This window comes from Candidatus Falkowbacteria bacterium, assembly GCA_018674305.1.
Taxonomy (GTDB): domain Bacteria; phylum Patescibacteriota; class Patescibacteriia; order UBA11705; family JABHMO01; genus JABMRF01.
Genome location: JABHAL010000016.1, coordinates 1 through 19,535, shown reverse-complemented (window position 1 = coordinate 19,535; position 19,535 = coordinate 1). Strand labels below are relative to the sequence as shown.

20 protein-coding genes and 1 tRNA gene are annotated in these 19,535 nt (G+C 36.4%); 1 reads left to right on the top strand and 20 read right to left on the bottom strand.

The window, feature by feature from the left end; genetic code table 11:
- Position 1 precedes the first annotated feature (1 nt).
- Positions 2-463 carry a hypothetical protein gene (locus HN643_06465; GenBank protein ID MBT7501276.1) on the bottom strand — a complete coding sequence of 154 codons (462 nt, stop codon included), beginning with the start codon at positions 461-463 and terminating at the stop codon, positions 2-4.
- A 19-nt stretch (positions 464-482) separates the two neighbouring features.
- Positions 483-2,228, bottom strand: a complete 1,746-nt coding sequence (locus HN643_06460) for a hypothetical protein (protein MBT7501275.1) — start codon at positions 2,226-2,228, stop codon at positions 483-485.
- Positions 2,229-2,782: 554 nt separating this feature from the next.
- Here HN643_06460 and HN643_06455 point away from each other — a divergent pair.
- On the top strand, positions 2,783-3,421 hold the full coding sequence (locus tag HN643_06455) for a hypothetical protein (GenBank protein MBT7501274.1): 639 nt from the start codon (positions 2,783-2,785) through the stop codon (positions 3,419-3,421).
- Between the two features lie 46 nt (positions 3,422-3,467).
- Here HN643_06455 and HN643_06450 read toward each other — a convergent pair whose 3' ends face one another.
- The 18 genes from HN643_06450 to HN643_06365 form a co-directional block, all read right to left on the bottom strand.
- Complete coding sequence (locus HN643_06450; GenBank protein MBT7501273.1) at positions 3,468-4,253, bottom strand: TrmB family transcriptional regulator; 786 nt, start codon at positions 4,251-4,253, stop codon at positions 3,468-3,470.
- Positions 4,254-5,044: 791 nt separating this feature from the next.
- A tRNA-Thr gene (locus tag HN643_06445) sits at positions 5,045-5,119 on the bottom strand.
- A gap of 284 nt (positions 5,120-5,403) precedes the next feature.
- On the bottom strand, positions 5,404-6,258 hold the full coding sequence (locus HN643_06440) for a tetratricopeptide repeat protein (protein MBT7501272.1): 855 nt from the start codon (positions 6,256-6,258) through the stop codon (positions 5,404-5,406).
- Between the two features lie 76 nt (positions 6,259-6,334).
- Positions 6,335-7,198: a class II fructose-1,6-bisphosphate aldolase gene (gene fba, locus HN643_06435; protein ID MBT7501271.1), complete on the bottom strand. Its 864-nt coding sequence runs from the start codon at positions 7,196-7,198 to the stop codon at positions 6,335-6,337.
- A 56-nt stretch (positions 7,199-7,254) separates the two neighbouring features.
- Positions 7,255-8,010 carry a triose-phosphate isomerase gene (locus HN643_06430; protein MBT7501270.1) on the bottom strand — a complete coding sequence of 252 codons (756 nt, stop codon included), beginning with the start codon at positions 8,008-8,010 and terminating at the stop codon, positions 7,255-7,257.
- 39 nt (positions 8,011-8,049) lie between these two features.
- Complete coding sequence (locus HN643_06425) at positions 8,050-9,324, bottom strand: insulinase family protein (GenBank protein MBT7501269.1); 1,275 nt, start codon at positions 9,322-9,324, stop codon at positions 8,050-8,052.
- Positions 9,325-9,717: 393 nt separating this feature from the next.
- On the bottom strand, positions 9,718-10,335 hold the full coding sequence (locus HN643_06420) for a hypothetical protein (protein MBT7501268.1): 618 nt from the start codon (positions 10,333-10,335) through the stop codon (positions 9,718-9,720).
- A 24-nt stretch (positions 10,336-10,359) separates the two neighbouring features.
- Positions 10,360-10,545 (bottom strand): hypothetical protein, encoded by a 186-nt coding sequence (locus tag HN643_06415; protein ID MBT7501267.1) that lies wholly within the window; start codon positions 10,543-10,545, stop codon positions 10,360-10,362.
- Between the two features lie 12 nt (positions 10,546-10,557).
- On the bottom strand, positions 10,558-11,073 hold the full coding sequence (locus HN643_06410) for a DJ-1/PfpI family protein (protein MBT7501266.1): 516 nt from the start codon (positions 11,071-11,073) through the stop codon (positions 10,558-10,560).
- 81 nt (positions 11,074-11,154) lie between these two features.
- A complete protein-coding gene (locus tag HN643_06405) occupies positions 11,155-12,156 on the bottom strand; it encodes a hypothetical protein (GenBank protein MBT7501265.1) in 1,002 nt (333 codons plus the stop codon).
- A gap of 43 nt (positions 12,157-12,199) precedes the next feature.
- The gene (locus HN643_06400) at positions 12,200-13,105 is read right to left on the bottom strand and encodes a DMT family transporter (GenBank protein ID MBT7501264.1); all 906 of its coding nucleotides are present in this window, start codon (positions 13,103-13,105) and stop codon (positions 12,200-12,202) included.
- Positions 13,106-13,124: 19 nt separating this feature from the next.
- Positions 13,125-13,523: a four helix bundle protein gene (locus HN643_06395; GenBank protein MBT7501263.1), complete on the bottom strand. Its 399-nt coding sequence runs from the start codon at positions 13,521-13,523 to the stop codon at positions 13,125-13,127.
- A gap of 39 nt (positions 13,524-13,562) precedes the next feature.
- Positions 13,563-15,110, bottom strand: a complete 1,548-nt coding sequence (locus HN643_06390; protein ID MBT7501262.1) for a hypothetical protein — start codon at positions 15,108-15,110, stop codon at positions 13,563-13,565.
- A 381-nt stretch (positions 15,111-15,491) separates the two neighbouring features.
- Entirely contained in the window at positions 15,492-17,123 is a 1,632-nt protein-coding gene (locus HN643_06385) for a hypothetical protein (protein ID MBT7501261.1), read from the bottom strand.
- A gap of 4 nt (positions 17,124-17,127) precedes the next feature.
- Entirely contained in the window at positions 17,128-17,352 is a 225-nt protein-coding gene (locus tag HN643_06380; protein ID MBT7501260.1) for a hypothetical protein, read from the bottom strand.
- Positions 17,353-17,577: 225 nt separating this feature from the next.
- On the bottom strand, positions 17,578-18,045 hold the full coding sequence (locus tag HN643_06375; protein MBT7501259.1) for a hypothetical protein: 468 nt from the start codon (positions 18,043-18,045) through the stop codon (positions 17,578-17,580).
- 213 nt (positions 18,046-18,258) lie between these two features.
- Positions 18,259-18,711, bottom strand: coding sequence for a hypothetical protein (locus tag HN643_06370; protein MBT7501258.1), 453 nt, complete (start codon positions 18,709-18,711; stop codon positions 18,259-18,261).
- A gap of 230 nt (positions 18,712-18,941) precedes the next feature.
- On the bottom strand, positions 18,942-19,535 hold a 594-nt coding region (locus HN643_06365; GenBank protein ID MBT7501257.1), incomplete at its 5' end, for a hypothetical protein.

Below are 19,535 nucleotides of genomic sequence, written 5' to 3'. Positions count from 1 at the left end.
ATTAAGCTTTAGTCTCTCGACGGATTATCATCCAATGAGCCAAGTAAAGTGGCAAGCCAACCAAAATCAAAGATAAATTAATTGACGCGTCACGATGACGTTGCGATTTTATGTAATCAAATTCACCCTGTTGTTTTTCCCATTCTTCATTTTTTTTCAATAACTTTTTCAACTGAACACTTTGTTCTTCGGTTAAAGTGATCGTTATTTCTTTATCCGTACTACTTTTAATTGCTTCCGTTTTTTCAACTAAATAATATGGATCTTCCATTGGTCGATCATAGTTCATTTTTTGTTCGTTCTCCGCTTCTGTAAAAACATAAGCCTTTAGTCCCATGTTAATAAATCGAACTGCTCCAATAGTTAATAACACTAAACCTAACAAAGCAAATAAATACAAGTAAATTTTACGAATCACCTGCCTCGACTGACTTCGGTCAAGGCGGACAGATTTTTTTTCCATAAGTTTATTATTGTTAATTTTAGAATGGGATTGAAGAAGATTGTTCTTCTACACCTATAATTTTTTGTAGTTCGCCGTCAATCAAAATCGCCACATATTCTACACCCGCAAACTGAGCTGCTGTTAAACGTAATTGTTCGTCAGCTTTTTCTGTAACACATTCTGTCTGACTGTCTGTAATTGATTGACTAAAATCTAATAACAAATATTGACCTTTTAAATCTACACTGTAGACAATTAATCCATCAGAAAAATATCGTTCCATGCTTTGATCTAATCCAACAAAATCATGTACTAATTTTTCAAAAGTTCTCTCAACAATCGAAAAATCTTCAAGTACAAACATAGTATAATCAACTTCCTCAAGTTCTATATTACAATCACCTTTGACAGAATTTAGCCCAACTTCTACATTCGGAAAATATACTTTTGTTGTTATAGGTTCCAATTTATCCTCAGCAACGCTTGGAGAATAACCATTACTTACTTCATCACCATCTAAATATCCATCTCCATCAGAATCCGGATCTGTTGGCTGAGTTCCGTAAAAATAAATTTCATCGTAATTATTTAATCCGTCCTTGTCTGTATCAGCAAATTCACTTGGAATTGATTCCAAAAAGGCTGGTAACTCTTGTGGCACTATTGGCTTAAAAACCTCAGCTAATACATCTTCAATTGTAACACTTGTTTCAGGTTCTAAAACCACAGCAACTTGATTAAACTTTGACAAACCAAGATTCAAAATAAATTCGCCATTCCCCTGTTCATTCAAAATACTGGCTGTAAATGTTGACTGATAAATATAATTATCTTTAGCCCCAACAACCAAAACCAAAGATGAATCTTTGAATGTTTCTAAATAATCTTCTAATTGTTTTTTATCCGCTGGTTTAATCTCTTCTCCAAGTGCCGTTGCAACGGCCTCTAGCCCAGGGACAAAATTGTCTTTATTTATAGCTAGGTTGTATTTATACATCTTTTGTCCTGAAGTTTTGATAGTTTCCACATTTGCCAATTCAACAATTTTATATTCCTTGATTGCTTTTATCAATTCTTCTCGCACTTTTTGCTGTTCAGCATCCTGCTCAGATAGAACTTTATTTAATTCTGGTCGTTGTTGTTTTATGCCATCAACAAGCTCCTCAAATCCATATTTTTCTTTCATTGATGGAATATCAAGCTTAATCCAATTTTCAGTAATCATGTCTAAATTTTCACTCGGAATAAATGGAACCATTGGCAAGTTGTTAAATTTTACATAAACAATTTCATTAATATACTTAAGTCCTGCCCCAAACTCGAAAATATAAGTACCTTTACTATTTTCAAAATAAATATCAGAAGAGAAATCGTGCTTTTCATTTTCTTTTCCCATATAATCACCCTCTGCAACAAAAACCACATCAGCTTCTACGCTTGGACTTACTACACCAGGAGTGGCGACTGAATTAGAATAATTGCCATTACCAGTAACATCCAATTTGTAATGAAAAGAAGTTGCGTCCTTGGTTTTAATCAATGCTTGCGACAAAATCTGATCATGGTCTGGCATGGTGAAATAATAAGCAGCAAATCCACCACCACCGATAACTAAAACACCAACGACAATCAAAAGAATTTTTAAACCTAAACTTAATCCAGTTTTAACTGGTGATTTAGGTTGAACTGGAGCTGAAACTGGTGCACCTGGAACTGCTGGTGGTGCGGGTTGAACATTTGTAGGAGCAGTTGCTTGAGGCTGCTCAGTTGTATCATTAAACATAAACTAAAATCTTTAGTTAATTATTAACTAACTGTAGGAAGCTCTGACAAACATTCGTTCTACTACAATTTCCAAATGTTCACTGCAAATTGTCAAAAGTTCGTCTGCTTAATTTACATTAGGCTTCCTCACTTTTCACAATTTTCGTTTTAAAATTTGGAAATCTCGTAACGAAAGTATGTTTATCAGAACTTCCTTTATTAATAAATTTAATTCATATATATTATACACTTTTTCTGGTGGATAACCAATTTGACAATCCACATAGTTACTTGTATAATCATTTTGTATGAAACTATTCATTTGCGAACAAAAATCTTATCCCGCTCAGATCTACTCAAGGACCTGATGGGATTTTAATTTTTTCGTAAATCTACAGGCTTCTTGAGGAGCCTGTTTTTTTGTATATGACTTTTAGTTTAGCAAAATTATCTCCCAACTATCCGAGATCAGTTCAGTGCGAACTCGATTGAGGATTTTAGTTGCTAAAATTTTCAGCCCGGGTCCGCACTTTGCGGATCCGGGTTTTTATTCCCCTAATATAGGAGATGGTTATGAACACGGGAATGCAGTTTGGCGATCTTCACATCAAGCGACACAAAGGACAGCTGCCCATGAGTACGGAGTTTGTTCGTTGTGTTAATTCTGTGACCGCTCGCTCGTTTGGTCAAGAAGTGCCCTTGGTAGAAACGTTCGAACACCTCGGCGAATCCAACCTTGGACATTTCGTTTTTAACTGTAGGGACCAGCTAATCGGTTACTCCCTTAACAACCTCTTTCAGACTAATGTGTCAGGTCTTGACGGGGCGCGCGTCAATTATTTTGCAAGTGCTTTTGTTTTGCCTGAAGCACGACGCAAACTGGCGATTTACAAGCTTCTGGCCAGTACCAGGCTTGAACACAACGAAGACTTCCTGATGGTTCGCACTCAAAGTCCAATTGTTATGAGCTACTTTGCCTGGGTGTGCGAGATTGCGAGGATGACTTTGATCACCCCGCTGGACAGGGTCCCGACTGAAGTACTTTCAATGGTTTTCGAGTCTTTCTCTCGAAATAGCTTGATCCATCCGAAAGTATATGGCCGGTGCCTGACCAAAGAACCGCTTGAACCCAAAACTTCCTTCACGAAAGACCTGATGGAAGGTCTGCACCCTGAACAGGGAGACGCCCTGGTTCTTATTGGTCGCAAGTAAAAACAAAAAGAGGCTTTGCCATCGCAAAGCCTCTTTTAATTTTATTTTACTTTTTTGATTTTTTTTCTTCTATTTTATTACGTAAAGCTGTCTCCCAAGCCATATCGAAAATTGCTTTCAAGGTTTGCGCCAAGCATTTATCTTGAATCAAAATTGCATTGATCGGCTTACCTAAGCTGGACATCCTAATATAATCTTTATAAATAGAGATATCTCCGTCAAATTTGAAATCCTTTTCATCAACTATTAACCTACTACCCATTCTGCCTCTCAATATATTTTCCACACTCGTATTATATAGAACCTTGGACTTCACTTTTCTATCAGTTCGCATTTTTGCATAGGAACTACGTTCTTCATCAGTAATAACATTGATTATTTTGTCTCTGTTGTAAATCATTCTTGCCGGCTCATTAGAATTTGGGTCAAAAATTTGAGTAAAATCCTCTGCACAACTCAAAAGGCCTGATTTACCTTCATAATACTTTATAACTGGTTTATTTTTTTTAACATTATGAATTGAGGAAAGCTGTGGCAAAATCTTTTTAAAGTTTTTCTGACTTTCTTCAATTTCCTTTTTTCTAATTTCAAATTGGGTATTTAAATAATCCGGAGAAGTAGCAGAATAACGAGTTTTTTTACCTTCCTGTGAAATACCAATTAGCCCTTTGGTAATTAATCCTTCAAGAACGGAATAAGTTGTAGCACGATTAACGCCAGCTTTTTCTGCAATATTTTGAACAGACTCTAATCCCAGCTCTAAAGCAGCTATATAAACTTTAGCTTCTTTGTCTGATAATCCAACTCTTTGTAATTCATTTTCTAAAATCATATTTTCACAAGTAAAACAAGTTCAACAAGCGAGACTAGTAAAACAAAGTCAATGACTCGTTTTGCCTGCCTGCGGCAGGCACGTCTTGCAGGTTTTGCTCGTCTTTCCAATAAACATTAATTACTTTGATTATAACAAATAGTTGAGTTAAAAAAAAGGGGCTTGAACAACGATGTGTCCAAGCCCCAGTCACTACAATACCTGCGTTTTAACCATACAATTCACAATTTGCAATACAATCTTCTTCGCAGGCAAGTCTGTCACCCAAGGATTATTCTTTTCCCCAGCTGGCAACTTCAGTTCACGTCTGACGACGCGATTTTCTGGAATTAACGACTTTGTTAATTCTTCAGAAAATTACTTTGACAACTTTCTCTAGTCATTCATCTCCAATTCCTCCCATTTAGAACAAAATCAACATTGAAAAATATAGCCGCAGCACGAAACGGTTATTGGGTTGTGCCTCCGCCCCGGCCCCTCGACATACGTCGAGGGGGCCGGCTTGGTCAGCGTTCACCCGACTAACCGTCCATGTAGTCCTCCTCCCAGGTGGCTGCACCACTGGATGTTAGTATCATTAATAAAAAGTACTCCATTTCGAACTGATTATTATAGCAAAGATTTAATGATTTGTCAACCCCCTTCGACAAACCAAGCATAAACCCACCCTACTTTATCTAATTTTAGGCAAAGTATTATTATGTTCTCGGTCAACAAAAAAAATCCAAAACTATTTGGATTTTTTTTATGGCTGCGCCATTCGAAGCCTCGAGCTTGCGAAGGGCGAAGAATGGAGCCGTCTTGGGGAGTTGAACCCCAGACCCCTTCCTTACCATGGAAGTGCTCTACCACTGAGCTAAGACGGCGAAATGATGACAACTACCAACTGCTGCGTCCTCCGAAGCTTTATGCGAAGAAGGAAGCTAAGACGGCGTAAGTGAAAAAGATTATCTAGTTAATTAGCGAATTGGTTAATACAGTTAATAAAGTTTATCATTAAAATCGATTACTGGAAACGATCACGAGACTCCGGATTAAATCCGGAGTGACAGATGAAAGGTTGCTGAGCCGACCCACCCCGGTCGTCATTCCGGACTTGATCCGGAATCTCAACACTCTTAAGTTATTCGGCGTAGCGGATACCCCCTTTTTACAAATTAGTCAATTTATCATAATACTCCTTCAACTTCTGATTTTCTGGATTAACATCTTCCAATCGTTTGATTAAATCAAACGCTAAAGATTTATGCTTCAATATAATACAAATTCCAATTGCTTGATCAAGATTACGTGGATTATTTGGTTCAACTTCAAGTGCCTTCTGATAATTAGCCAAAGCCAACTCAGGTTTTTCCATTCTCTGATAAACCTCACCCATGTCCATATACACATCTGCTAGCTCTGAAGCATTGGAAACAGTATAGTATTTTTGACCAACTTCACTTTGTTTTTCCACTCTACGACTTTCTTTTTGTACTAAACGTAAAATAAATTGAGCAGTTTGCAAAGCTTGTTTATATTCTTTGGTAGATAAATAAATACTAAACAGTCCATGATAAACCTCCTTATTCTTTGAGTCCAAACTAACTACTTCAATCAATAATTTTTCCGCATCATTCCATTTTTCTTTTTTTATAAAAGCTTGTGCCTTAGCTAAAACATCAGCCACTTTAGTTTTTGATTCCTTCGCGGATAAAGGTTTTTTTTCTGTAGCTTGCTTTTGATATTTTCTCTCTAAATCATAAACTTTACCAGCTACTTTTTTAATCAATCCAGTCAACATATTAAATATAGGAACAGCTTGTTTTCTTACCGCGTCTTTACTTTTTTTAGTTGTACGCTTCATTCGATCCAATAAAATCTTATCTCTGACCTTGGCTGTTTGCGCCTGAGGAACTGTATCCACATCCAAAGTTTTTAACTTAGGAAATTTTCTACCAATAATAAAAATAATCACCCCTAAGCTGATTACAATTGCACCGATTAAAATTATATTTAATAACATAGTTAACAAATATCAGATACTGAATATCCAATATAAAATAATAATCTCAAATTACCAATTACTCAATTTCAAAATCTCACGCTTTATCATTTGAACCTAAAACTAAAATCTTTTTCTCCACTGTCTTCTGCATAGCTTTGATTGCTGGGGCTAAAATCTTTCTAGGGTCATAGACATCTTTGTTCAGTTTCAAAAACTTGCGTTCTGCCTTGGTAAAAGAAATTCGTAACTCACTATCAATATTAATCACCCGAACGCCAGCTTTAACTGCTCCTTTGATCTGATTATCAGGAAAACCTGAGGCACCATGCAATACTAGTGGGACTTTCACTAGCTTATCAATTTTTTCTAATCTTTTCAAGTCTAATTTCAAAACCTTCTTGTTGATAATTTTACCTACTCCATGATAGTTACCAATCGCTGGAGCAAAGGTATCAACTCCAGTTTGTTTAACAAAATCTTTGGCTTCTTCCGGTTCAGTCAAATAGACGTCTTTTTGTCCAACTTTGATCCAATCTTCTGAACCTTCCAACCTCCCCAGCTCAGCCTGAACCCAAACCTGTCTTTTGTGAGCATAGTTTACAACTTTTTTTACCAAAGCGATATTTTTCTTGAATGGTTTATCAGAAGCATCAATCATGACAGAAGAATAACCATACTCAATGCATTTTTTGATTAATTCAAAATCATGACCATGATCAAGGTGCAAAGCAACAGGAACTTTCAAATCAGCGGCAGCTGCTTTAACCAAAGCGACTAATTCTTCCAATCCCGCATATTCAATCGCGCCTTCAGTGGTTTGAATAATAACTGGTGATTTTAATTTTTCAGCTGCATTCAAAACTGCAGCTATAATTTCCAAATTATTGACATTAAAAGCGCCGACAGCATAGCCGCCGCGCTCGGCTTTAGAAATGATCTTTTTAACATGAACTAACATAGTGATTATTCGCAATTCGCGATATTAGCATCTAATTCGCAAATTCACGTAATTTATTATTCTGCTTCTAAGGCTATATTATAAAACTCCATCGGATCCAAACTAGCGCCACCAACCAAAATCCCATCAATATAATCACAAACCCAATAATCTTTGGCAATAATACTATTAATGCTACCGCCATACAAAAATCGAACTTTCTCATCGTAAAACTTTTCTGTATACAAACTACTGACCGTTCGTTTAATTGTGCGTTGAAAAGCAAACAACTCTTCTGCCTTCAAAAACTGTCCCGTTCCAACTGCCCAAATCGGTTCATAAGCAATCACTATTTCACTTTCTGGTAAATTACTGACCTTGTCCAAAGCAACTTGTAATTGTTTAACTAAGACACTATCGGTTTGACCTTGCTGTTTCTGTTCAAATGTCTCACCAACACATAATACAGGTGTTAATTCAGCTTCCAAGCATTGATTAATTTTGCGATTAACCAACTCATCAGTTTCATTCAGCTTAATTCTTCTTTCAGAATGACCAACAATAGCATATTTACAACCCAGCTCCTTTAGCATGGCAGCTGACACCTCCCCGGTGTATTTACCCTTGTCCGCCGGTGCAACATTTTGTGAAGATAACTGAATTTTGGAACGCCCAAGTAGATTCTTAATTTCTTTTAAATAAATAAAGCTTGGTGCAATAGCAACCTCCACTTTGCTTATTTTTTTCATACTCTTTTTTAATTGAAAAACCAAATCCAAGGTTGAACTTTCGGTTAATTCCATTTTCCAATTAGCGAGTAGTAGTTTCTTCATACTATTAGTAATATTTGTAAAAAATTGTAAATTTGTCTTTTACAACTTTATCTGCTTATAAAACTTCTTGTCTGATTTGAACGGACCTATAAGCGCTAGATTTAATTTTTCTTTGACAAAAAGCTCCTTAGCTAAATTCTGTACCTCTTTTTCAGTAACTGCCTGATATTTTTTCAATTTTACCTCTGGCGACATTGTCTTACCAGTTAAAATTTCTTGTTTAGCATAATACTCGGCCATACTTGAAGAATCTTCTAAAGTTAAAACTATTTTCCCACGCAAAAATTCCTTAGCGTCACTTAACTCCTTGGCTGTTACGCCTTTATTTTTAATTTTCCTAAGTTCACCAAGAATAACCTGAATTGCTTCATCCAATCGACTAACATCCAAACCTGATTGAATGTACATATTGCCAGTATCCTGGTAATAACTAGGATAACAACGCACAAAATAGCAAAGTCCCCTTCTCTCCCGCACCGAAATGAATAAACGTGAACTCATATTGCCACCCAGAATAATGCTTAACAAATGCATAGCATAAGTTTTGGGGCTATTATATCCATAAGCTGGGAAACCTAATGCCAATTGAACTTGTTTAGTATCCCGAAATTGAACTTTAACCTGAGGTTGCTTTTGTTTGACGGTAAACGGTTTAAACTTGATCAATTCCTCAAGTTTACCTTTTTTACTTTTTTTAATAAATTTTTCTTCCAAAACTTTTTGAATTTTAGAATTGGCTCGACCAGCTACCGCAATGACTAGATTGTCTGGGCGATAATATTTGTTCTTATAATCCAAAAGCTGTTTGCGAGAAACTTTTTTTATGACTGAAGCCGGACCAGCGATTTCCCAACCCAAAGTATTACCCTTAAAAACCATACTTTCCAAAACACCTTCAATCGACATTAAAGGATTATCATGATACATGTTTATTTCCTCCACAATCACTCCCCTTTCTCGATTAATTTCAACTGGTTCAAATTTTGAATTTAAAAGCATGTCTGACAAAACATCAATGGCCAAATCCTGCTTTTCATGATTAATTTTCACATAATATCCAGTGTAATCTTTGGAAGTCATGGCATTAAACTCAGCTCCAACACGATCTAATTCTCTAGAAATATCTAAAGTGGTTGGTCTCTTTTTTGTACCCTTGAACATTAGATGCTCCAAAAAATGTGAAGCTCCATTTATTTCCCTACTTTCATAACGAGAACCAACACCATATAAAAAAAATACAGTCGTAGCTTTCGTGTGTTTTGAAGGAACCAGAATCAATCTGGTCTTATTGGGAAAAACTATTTTTTTGTACATAATAAATTTAAAATTCGAAACTAATTACTTTTAGAACACTAGAATCAGTATAGCAAATTTTACGAAAAAAACAAAAAAAAGAGGACATACACACAACGGTATGTAATCCTCTAAATTTGGTGGCGACAAAGGGAGTCGAACCCTAACCAATAGTCTTCCCGACCCTTATAGGCTGTCCAACCCGGACACTTTTTGGGAAGCATCGCCATAAATAAACTCTCAATAAAACAGCATATCACATATTCAATCTTTTGTCAACACAAATATAGCTATTTTATTCAAATTTACACAAAAATAAAACAGCAAAAGTGCTGTTTTATTATAATTATAATTGTGTGTTGTTATGTGTTACCTGCCTACCGACAGGCAGGCGAGTTACGTGTTATGTAATTTTTACTCTTCACCCAAAACCTCCGCTCGCTGTTCCTTGATCACACCTCTTTTCCATTTTAAATGACTTACTACATTTTTAAACCAAGTACCAATTTGACCAATTACACTATCACGACCTTTTTCATAATCAGCTGGCGCTTTTCGGGCCTTTACTTTTAACTTTGCCTCGTTTAACAAAATTTCCTTTTCCAAATCGGTTTGACCTTGTTGCAATTGCTCCCATCCCTGAACTTTGGCTTTTTTATATAATTGAGTTGCCAGTTTTATTGATTGTTCATGTTTACTAATCAATTTTTCAGCATACTTAGTTATCCCCTGTTCACTCAATTCACGAAGTTCTGCCAATCTCTCCTCGGCAGTTTGGATCAAATAATCTCCTTTGCTTTTTTTTGTCACAGTAAAAATATAGCGAATCTCCTCTGCAAAAATATCGCCCCAATACCAAAATGAATTTGGTAACACACCTGGCTCAATAATTGCTACTTCATCTTCCAAATATTCCTGAGTTTCATATTTAGCATCAGGCACTTCTTCTCCAGCCAACTCAGCAAAAACAAAATTTACATTTAATAATAATCCACAAAGGACTAAGCAACAAATTAATTTGGATTTAAACATAATTTCAAATTTAATATAGAAAAATTATTTATTATTAATATTTTCAATAACAATCTGATCAGCGTCTGAAGCCTTTCTTTTGTTTATTGGATGAACACCAAAAGCAAGCATCAAAGCGACAAAAAGAATAAGTATAACAAAAACAATTACTACAAAAGTTTTACCAATTTGCCGTGGTGCAAATTTATCCATGAAAAACAATGCTTTCATATAATAATCACTTTAAACTTTATAAACTTTTAACTTATTTGCAATCTCTTGTCCGAAACGTGAAGCTGCAGCCGGACCATTGGCGGTAATCAACCAACCATCAACTACTACATCCTGTTCAACATAATCAACTCCCGTTCCTTGAAAATAATCAACTCCCGAAATATGGATTGTTGATTGCTTTCCATTTAGTACACCAGCTCGAGACAAAATTGCGGGAGCAATACAAATGGCTGCCACTATCTTATTTTGTTCAATAAACTCTTTAACTAAAATATGAATTTGTTTATTTTCTATTAAATCGTAAGCTCCAGCTCCCCCAACCAAAACAATAGAGTCAAACTTTTCTGGTTGAATTTCACCAAAAGTTAAATTCGGAGAAATCTGCCCACCGAGCACACCATAAGCTGTTTTATCTTCAGCAGTTGCGACGTCAACCTCCACTCCCCGTTGTTCTAGAGCGACCTTGGTATCAAAAAGTTCTTCATCTCGAAAATCTTTTTGAGCTATTATCATTACAACTTTCATGTTTTATTCCTGAATCATGAAACCTGAATCATGTATCATCACTTAAGTAGTGTTACATGTTACAGGCTACACGCTACATGTTTATTTAAAAATGTATTGAGCTGTATCCCACAGAGAACTATCCCCTTTCTTAACTTTCAACCAATACCACCATTCAGCTCCCCACAAATAAGCACCTTTGAAACCAGTTCGCTTCGCATATTGAACATGGCTTATTAAACGATGAGCATCCATAGATATCTTTTGTTCTTCAAGTGGAGTATTCAAAAGCCCACTTGGAGCCCAAGGTTCAGCTTGTAATTCTGAAACATAAACTTCACTTGGATCTACTCCAGCTAAAACTGCTTTCCAATTATAAAACAAAGGCGGTAAATGATAAAAAGCATATCCCCAAACATCATTATAAGTCACTCGATACATTGTAGTCCCGAAATAATCGGCAGTATTAGCTGCTGCTAACCATAAACTAAGTTCTCCACTATCAGTAATTAAGATTGGACGATCATCAAGAGTCTTCACATAAGCGACTTCTTTGCGTAATAAATTCAAATCTGCTGGCGGACATTCACCAAAAGCATCCAATAAAGGCTCATTTTCAACTTGTAAAATTTTTATACTATCATAGGACTGGTAGCGCTCAATTACCTTCCCCATCATTTCCAATTGTTGAGTAACAACAACTTCATCAGCTAAACCCTTAATCCATTCTGGGTCATGACATTCTGGCCAATGTGGTGTTCTCCTACCAATTGCCAAAATGATGTCCACGCCCCTTTTATCAGCTTGTTCAATCTGCCAATCCAAAGCAGCAAAAGCGTAAAAATCTTTTTCAGGCTCAATCTCATTCCAAGGCGCTGCCAAACGAATATATTTAACTTGTAATTCATCCAAAATTGCCAAGTATGAATCTTGCCAATCTAAACCTAAATACTCAGCATACTTATTAGAAAAATTTACACCCAATTCAAAATTATCTCTTTCAAATGAATGAAAATATAATATAGTCAAAAAACTAACAAAAATTACAATTATTGCTAAAGAAATTACAAAATATTCAATTAATTTTTTCTTTTTGTTGTTCATTATTTATAAATTTATACAGACGTGATTAATCACGTCTCTTCTTTTAAATAACCATAAACGCCAATCCAATACTAATCAATAAAATAGCCATGATCTGCTGAAATATTTCTTGCTTGGTAAAATACTCATTGAAAAATTTAGGAATTTTTTTACTAAACACATAAACCAAGACAAACAAAACCGCATATTGCAGACCTGCCAAGGCATTAACTAAAGTTGCACTGGCAAGGGACATTGCATAATTCATTCCCAGGAAATATAAAGCTGCTAAAATTTTATTAATTGCTAAAATAATATAACCGGTCTTGGCTTTTTTCTTTTGTTTTTTTGTTTTTACAAAAATTGCCCTTCTAATTTTCACGCTAAACAACAAAGGAACAATTGCCAAAAATGAACCAAGCCTCCCCCAAACAAACCCAGTAGCAAAAGTGTCCTGCAAGTAAACAACTCGAGCCATTACATATGATAAGGCAAAAAGTACACCTGCAATAACTGCCCAGAGCATGCCAATGTGAATTCCAGAGTGCTTCTTACTTTTTTCAAAAGAAATTAATAATGCTCCCGCCACCAAGAAACCAACAGCAATTCCTTGATTAAAATTTAATCTTTCCGCTAACCAGTAATAAGACAGAGCAAAACTAACAAGTGGAACAACTCCACCAACTAAGGGTGCAATATGCGAAGCTTCTCCCTTTTTTAGGCCCATGTACAAAAACTGCAAAGCTATTGTGAAGGCCACGCCAGACAACAACGCTACAATTAACAAATACCAACCTGGCCACCAATTAAAACCAAAGAAGACAAAAACTAGCCCTAACAGATTAGCCACTGCGGTCCAAAAAGTTAAAACAACTGGGCGTGGGAAATTTTTGGTTAACAAAAACTTATCCAGAAGCTGAGCCCCAGCATTTGCAAATTGTGAAATTATAACTAACCAAAACCATAACATATTTAAAGAAAGTTACTAATTACTTTTTTGTCTTAAGTTTACCCTTTATTTTATTGATATATACAACATATTGATTAATGCCAAATATCAAACGCTTATATCTACCTGTTAATTCATCGCAAGCACTATTATCCCAAGTTTGTTTATCTTTAAATTCCTCAATATGCTTAATTATTTTACTAGCTTCTTTTCTAGCGATACGAAGGCTGTTCTTTTTTGCCGTAAAATAATATGCCCCATGCATTTCAGCAAGATTATTGCAAACCGATTGTGATGAACGAACAATTTGACTATTTGAATAAAGAGTCCCCTTTAGATCCTTCAATAAAATATTAATCAATCTATGCAATTCCCCGGCCTCTTGCCAAATCCATAAGTTTTCCAAAGGCTTATATTTATTCGTTTTTTGGCCATCCATAATCATTAACTTTCTATCTATAAACGCCTATTCACTCGACTAAAGACTCTTATCAATATTAATCGTTGAGCTAGCCGCAGTAGCTACAGCTGGATTATAATCATCAGCTGAAATAACATCATCGCCAGCTGTATAATTTACCCAAAAAGAATCTGGAACATCTTGTATCTGAGTATTCCAACTATCACCATACAAAGCTTTAGCAACTACCTCTGTTCCAATCCAACGGCGGACACCATTCTTAGCAACTGCATAAACTTTATTTGAAGAAGCTGCTTTAATCATTTTTACTCCAGGTCGATAAGTTACATTGCCACCAATTTCCACGTCTGCTAATTCACCATCAGAAACCATTTTAACTGTAGAAAAATCATCATACCAAGTGAAATAACATTTACTATTAGGAAAAACATACCTTTTTCCGTCAGCACCATAATAATATACCGCTGCGCTACTTCCTTTAATCAAATCGCCACTCTCAACGCCGTCTGGTGGAATTGGCGCTGGGTCTTGTTCAATAATAACCACAGGTTCAGGTTCTGGCACCACTATTACTTCAGAATCGATTGAATAAATATTTGTTTCTCCGCTTCGATTAGAAGAAAAAACCACTTGTGTATGCGTCGCATCTGGCCAGTTAATATTCCCAGATTCAGGGGCATAATAAGTTAATTCATCTTTATTATAATTATAAATTCCTAAGTATGAATTACCGCCATCTGCTTCACTCCAAACAACTAAACTGGCTCCCATTCGTGGATTGTATCGATTTTTTTCACTGCTTGTAATAAACTTGCCAGCACCTGTTTCTAAATTATAAAAATACATATTTGGTTTCGTTCCTCCAACCTGCCAAACTGCGCGATTATTACTCATCGTAATATTATCACTAAAGGAAGCTGCCTTTGTATTATCAGTGGAAATAGTAGTTATTATTCCGGTGCTAATTACTTGTTTGTAAACTGTTCCTCCATTAATATTGGTATCAGTATAAACTACTAGACCATCTTGATAATCCAAACCATTTACAAATGTATCTGTTAACTTCGTATTTGTTCCAGTTGTGGCATTGAATAAAAACATCCCCGTTGCACCCGGTGTGGTATAGACAACTTTGTCTGTCCAGGCAGATAAAAATGCTCCGCCATAGTCTGAACTCGCTGGATATGTTGGAATATCAACCGCGTGAACAAACTGCTTATTAATAATACTATAATAATGCAAGCCGGGTGTAGAAGAATCTGAATCCAACCAAAACACGTGACTATTAGTAACTTCTATTTTTGTTACCATTGCATCTACTCCGGAAAGCTTAATAGCTGCATTACCAGGATTACCATAATTATATAACATTGCATCCCGCTTGTTCTTTCCATCAACTCCCCCACCAGCTACAAATTGACCATCTTCATCATAAAGCCAATCTATCCATGCAACATAAGGATAATAAATTTTTGGTTGCCATTGATCAGAAGTATAAGTAGATACTTTTGATTCAAAATAATCAACTGAGTCAACTGCAGACACTGGTAAAACTACTCCAAGAATCATCAACAAAGCTACTGAATAAATAAAAACTTTTTTCATACTTAATATTATAAATTTAAAAAATTAAAATTTCTTCAACATTTCATTGGGCATTATTAATGGCTCTTGGCCCTCAGGAAAATTAACTTCCTCAAATTTTTGAAATTTTTCTTCAGCGAGATTCTTCACTTTATCCATAAAACCTTGTTGTTCTGGCGGATGCCATTCAGTATTATTAGCTTCAGGCTCCTGCCAATCCTTTTGACCTTCTAGTTCTTGCCAATTATTACCTTGGCCATTATCATTGAATTCAGGTGCTTGCCAATTGTCGTCCTTTTTCGGTTCATCCCACTTATTGTCATGCCATTCTTCAATAGGTTTTGGTTCCTGCCAGTCATTATTGGACTCTGATTCTTGCCAATCACCTTCCGGTTTTAAATCCTACCATTCTTTATTATTTTCTTCAGATTGCCAATTGTCACCCTCTGGCTTAACCCATTTTTTAAAATCTTCTGTGTCCTGATTCCAATCTCCACCTGTTGAATCCTGAAACTCTTGTTTCTTTGTTTGCCAATCATCACCAAATTCTTCATTCCCCCAGTGGTCCAAGTCTTGTTTTTCTTGCTCTGACCATTCAGGTTTTGGCCAAGGTTTATTGTCCTCTCCATGTTGATTATCCCAAGGTCCCTGTTCAAATCCTGGTTGGTTTGGATCATAAGGCATTAGATCAGGACCTGGCTGATTTGGGTCATAAGGTTTATTAAACATTCCTGGTAAATCCTTTTCAAAATGCTGCTTTGCTTTTTCATCCATAATATGATGCTCATCAGCAAATTTCATACACTCCTCAAAATTATTTTCATCACTACAATAATTAACACATTCTTCTCCTTTACAATCCCCTGGAGTTGGAGCTCCTGGTGGAAGCATTGGATTAGATTTAATTCTCTCAGCCTCTTCCGGCGACATGTGTCCCATTTTGACTGTAAAATCTAGGCATTCTGACATATTATCCGGTTGCTGACAAAAATTATCACATTCTTCTCTACCTTGACAACCACCTGGTCCTGGTTCTTTTGGACCATGTTGCATCATTTCAGCTTCTTCCGGTGTCATAAGCCCATTATCAATTGAAAACTGGGTACACTCATCCATATGTTCTTCACTAGAACAAAAATTATCACATTCTTCAGGTCCCATACAGCCACCCGGTCCTGCCATTTTTGGTCCCATTTTTTTAATACGAGAGGCTTCTTCTGGCGTCATCATACCTTGATCAACTGCGGACTTAATACATTCCTCAAAATGATCCGGGACCTCGCAGTAGGCATCACACTCTTGTCGACTATCGCACCCACCTGGTCCTGGTTTTGGCGGACCCATTTTTCTTACTCGTTCCGCTTCTTCAAGTGGCATCATGCCATTGTCAACTGCAAAATCTATACAAACTTCAAAATTATCTGGACTATCACAATAGTTATCACATTCACGTTTCCCTTTACAACCACCTGGCCCTTTAGCATCAGGTCCCATTTTTTTTACCATTTTAGCTTCTTCCTCTGACATCATTCCATTATCAATCGCAAAATTCATGCAGACTTCAAAATTATCTGGTTTATCACAATATTCTTTGCAATCCACTCCCTTACAACCACCTGGCCCGCTTCTATTAGGGCCTAATTTCTTGATCATTTCAGCATCTTCATTATTAATTAATCCACTCTGAACACTAAAATTAATACACTCGTCAAAATTATCTGATTTATCACAAAACTGTTCACATTGTTGCTTTCCAATACACCCGCCAGGCCCCTTAACTGTTTCAATTTGTTTTAAAACTTGTACATGTTCCTTTTTCATTAAGCCCTTTTTTTCAGCAAAACTCATACACGCATTCATACTAGTCGGCTGATCACAAAACACCTTACAATTTTCAACTGAAGTGCAGTTATCCAACTCTGAGATAGGAAAAGTTATTCTGTTAAAATCCTGAGCTTGTACAGCAACTAAACCAACCAGCAACAGAAAAAACACAATCCCCACACCGTAACTCAAACGTTTTGAGTAATTCATATATTTAGTTTTCATAAGGATTAGTTTTTACATCTTCAAAAGGATTCTGATATTTAAAAGGATTAGAGTATTCTTCTGCTTGTTCAGTTACTTTCTCAATTGGGTTAACAATAACTTGTTGGACTGCTACACCCTTTTCATATCCGGCTTTTTCACCATAATAAAAACCCGCCCAAAAACCAACGGCCACTAACATAACAATCACTACAATGTGTAAAAGTACTTTCATATAATTATATTGTCATATTGCTATATTGTTATATTGTTTTTTGAACAGTTTAACAGTATACCAAGCTAACTCTTTATTTAAATTAAACAACTTCTGTAAAGATGTATTTACAGTTATTTTAACTGATTACATTATAGCAAATTATATGATGAAAATAAACTCCCCTAATTCACTTCTTTAAAAAAACAAAACCGGGCACACTCTTTAGTGTACCCGGGAAATTAGTTAAAGGAGCACTGCTCCCAACGCCTGCAATGCTTGGTAAGGCTTAATCCCCTTGCCGTCTTGTGGCAAACCACAAGCCCAGCGCAGATGACTCAGAAACGCTTTCTTGTCAGTGGCGTAACCGAATCGGCCAATGCTGGAAAGGCTGAGCTCCAATACGTCCGCATCGAAATAACGTTCGTCTTTGCACTTTTCACAGTGCAGTTCGAAGAACGCCACTCCCGATTCATTACGCTTGTAGGCAATGTAACAAGGAGTTCCTTTCTCGCAAACACACTTCTGCTTGATCGAAGGCTTTTCCGCACGTTCGAACAACTCGTTCAAGCGCGCCCGAAGGCCAGGATGCGTAGCTGTCCGCTTCAATTCACGCAGATGTTCATATCCACGCAGACTGGTAAACAAAACAACCTCAACGGCCTTGCCACGATATGCACCATGTTGCAAAAAAAACGGGTTACGAATCGCCATTTTCAATCCTCCAAAGTTTAATTTTCACTTGCATTATAGCATAAATTTTTGAATTTGTCAATGTCGACCTAAATATTACACTAATATTACACAAATATTGCATGAATATTATTACTAATTCACAATAAATATTGTACACATTGGCCAATAAATCTAGTAATCCTGTAAAACAAAAAAACGAACAGTTTCATGGAAACTGTTCGCTATGTTCTCTTACAATGTAGCCAAATAACCAACAATGGCCATTGTTTGTGTTTTGACAAAACTTGCCTTTGCACCTTGTTCGCACAAAATGCGATTACTCACGGGATTACCGGAAATAGCAATTACAGGTGCAGGTAGCCTATGATGTTTGACTCGATCCAGAACTTGCAAGCTATCAAGCTCCTGATGCAAACTACCATCCAGTAAAATTGCATCAATGACTTTGAATTGCTTAGGAAGGTCATTATTTTCATCATCTTCACCGGCAACTTCAATCATTTCTTCTTCAAGCAAAATCCCACCAGAGCCTCGATTAATCACATCCTCATCGATTATTCTGATTGCATCCTCGACTGAGACTGCAGTTATTGCTTCATAGCCAGCATATCCCAAATAAATGTTCATCATCTCAACTACGGCCGGATCGTTTTCTACTAAAAGAACCCTTCTAACTCTGTGCATATTGCACTACCTCCATTTAGGTTTAATAGTGATAAACGAGATTATACACGAGAAAAATACATTTGTCAAGGGGTTTAATCCACAACATAAGGATTACGGATTTGTACTGATGTACGGATCAACTTAGAACCAACAATATAAACTATCTTTAATAAATCCGTACATCCGCATTGATCAGTAATCTGTACCGAAAAAAAAACAGGCCAACTTCTGACCTGCTATTTACTATTCTATGCGTAAGGACATTGTCCTTTTTGCTTTTCGTCTTCTCTCAAAATACTGACTTCAACCCGCTCCACTCCGGGAATGCGCATAGCAGAAGTATCCAGCTGATCAATCAAGAGTTGATCCAGCTCCCCCACAGTTCTATTCGATTCTAAACTTAGATAATCTCCCATGACATTTTGCAATTCAGTTCTACGCGATTCCAACACTTCTTCTATAAGTTCGCCCAAAATTCCACCAACATCATACTTTCGGACTAAACCGGTGAAAGGCAGTTTAAATTCATGTGCTTTGGGTTTATACCGATTGCACCAAGTGTAAATCGCCTGCCAGTTAACACTTTTCGTAAAATGCAATGTAACTTTGAAAAAAATTGAAACCGGCAAACCTTTGACCAAAAGTTTAATCGAACGACCACCAGTTGTTTGTTTTTGTTTAGATTTCCAGTCTCGTGGCATCATAAAGTGAATAGCTTCCTGCCCATCACGAAGAACAAAACCTTTTCCAGTTGCAACAAACTTACCTTTATCAAACAAAGCAAACTGTACCCATTGAGCATGTCTCCAAAATTTAGCTCGCACCGATCGGGTAAGTAATTT

Coding starts and splice junctions, on each gene's coding strand:
- HN643_06465 (MBT7501276.1), bottom strand. CDS start 463: ATGGAAAAAAAATCTGTCCGCCTTGACCGAAGTCAGTCGAGGCAGGTG.
- HN643_06460 (MBT7501275.1), bottom strand. CDS start 2,228: ATGTTTAATGATACAACTGAGCAGCCTCAAGCAACTGCTCCTACAAAT.
- HN643_06455 (MBT7501274.1), top strand. CDS start 2,783: ATGAACACGGGAATGCAGTTTGGCGATCTTCACATCAAGCGACACAAA.
- HN643_06450 (MBT7501273.1), bottom strand. CDS start 4,253: ATGATTTTAGAAAATGAATTACAAAGAGTTGGATTATCAGACAAAGAA.
- HN643_06440 (MBT7501272.1), bottom strand. CDS start 6,258: ATGTTATTAAATATAATTTTAATCGGTGCAATTGTAATCAGCTTAGGG.
- fba (MBT7501271.1), bottom strand. CDS start 7,198: ATGTTAGTTCATGTTAAAAAGATCATTTCTAAAGCCGAGCGCGGCGGC.
- HN643_06430 (MBT7501270.1), bottom strand. CDS start 8,010: ATGAAGAAACTACTACTCGCTAATTGGAAAATGGAATTAACCGAAAGT.
- HN643_06425 (MBT7501269.1), bottom strand. CDS start 9,324: ATGTACAAAAAAATAGTTTTTCCCAATAAGACCAGATTGATTCTGGTT.
- HN643_06420 (MBT7501268.1), bottom strand. CDS start 10,335: ATGTTTAAATCCAAATTAATTTGTTGCTTAGTCCTTTGTGGATTATTA.
- HN643_06415 (MBT7501267.1), bottom strand. CDS start 10,545: ATGAAAGCATTGTTTTTCATGGATAAATTTGCACCACGGCAAATTGGT.
- HN643_06410 (MBT7501266.1), bottom strand. CDS start 11,073: ATGAAAGTTGTAATGATAATAGCTCAAAAAGATTTTCGAGATGAAGAA.
- HN643_06405 (MBT7501265.1), bottom strand. CDS start 12,156: ATGAACAACAAAAAGAAAAAATTAATTGAATATTTTGTAATTTCTTTA.
- HN643_06400 (MBT7501264.1), bottom strand. CDS start 13,105: ATGTTATGGTTTTGGTTAGTTATAATTTCACAATTTGCAAATGCTGGG.
- HN643_06395 (MBT7501263.1), bottom strand. CDS start 13,523: ATGGATGGCCAAAAAACGAATAAATATAAGCCTTTGGAAAACTTATGG.
- HN643_06390 (MBT7501262.1), bottom strand. CDS start 15,110: ATGAAAAAAGTTTTTATTTATTCAGTAGCTTTGTTGATGATTCTTGGA.
- HN643_06385 (MBT7501261.1), bottom strand. CDS start 17,123: ATGAATTACTCAAAACGTTTGAGTTACGGTGTGGGGATTGTGTTTTTT.
- HN643_06380 (MBT7501260.1), bottom strand. CDS start 17,352: ATGAAAGTACTTTTACACATTGTAGTGATTGTTATGTTAGTGGCCGTT.
- HN643_06375 (MBT7501259.1), bottom strand. CDS start 18,045: ATGGCGATTCGTAACCCGTTTTTTTTGCAACATGGTGCATATCGTGGC.
- HN643_06370 (MBT7501258.1), bottom strand. CDS start 18,711: ATGCACAGAGTTAGAAGGGTTCTTTTAGTAGAAAACGATCCGGCCGTA.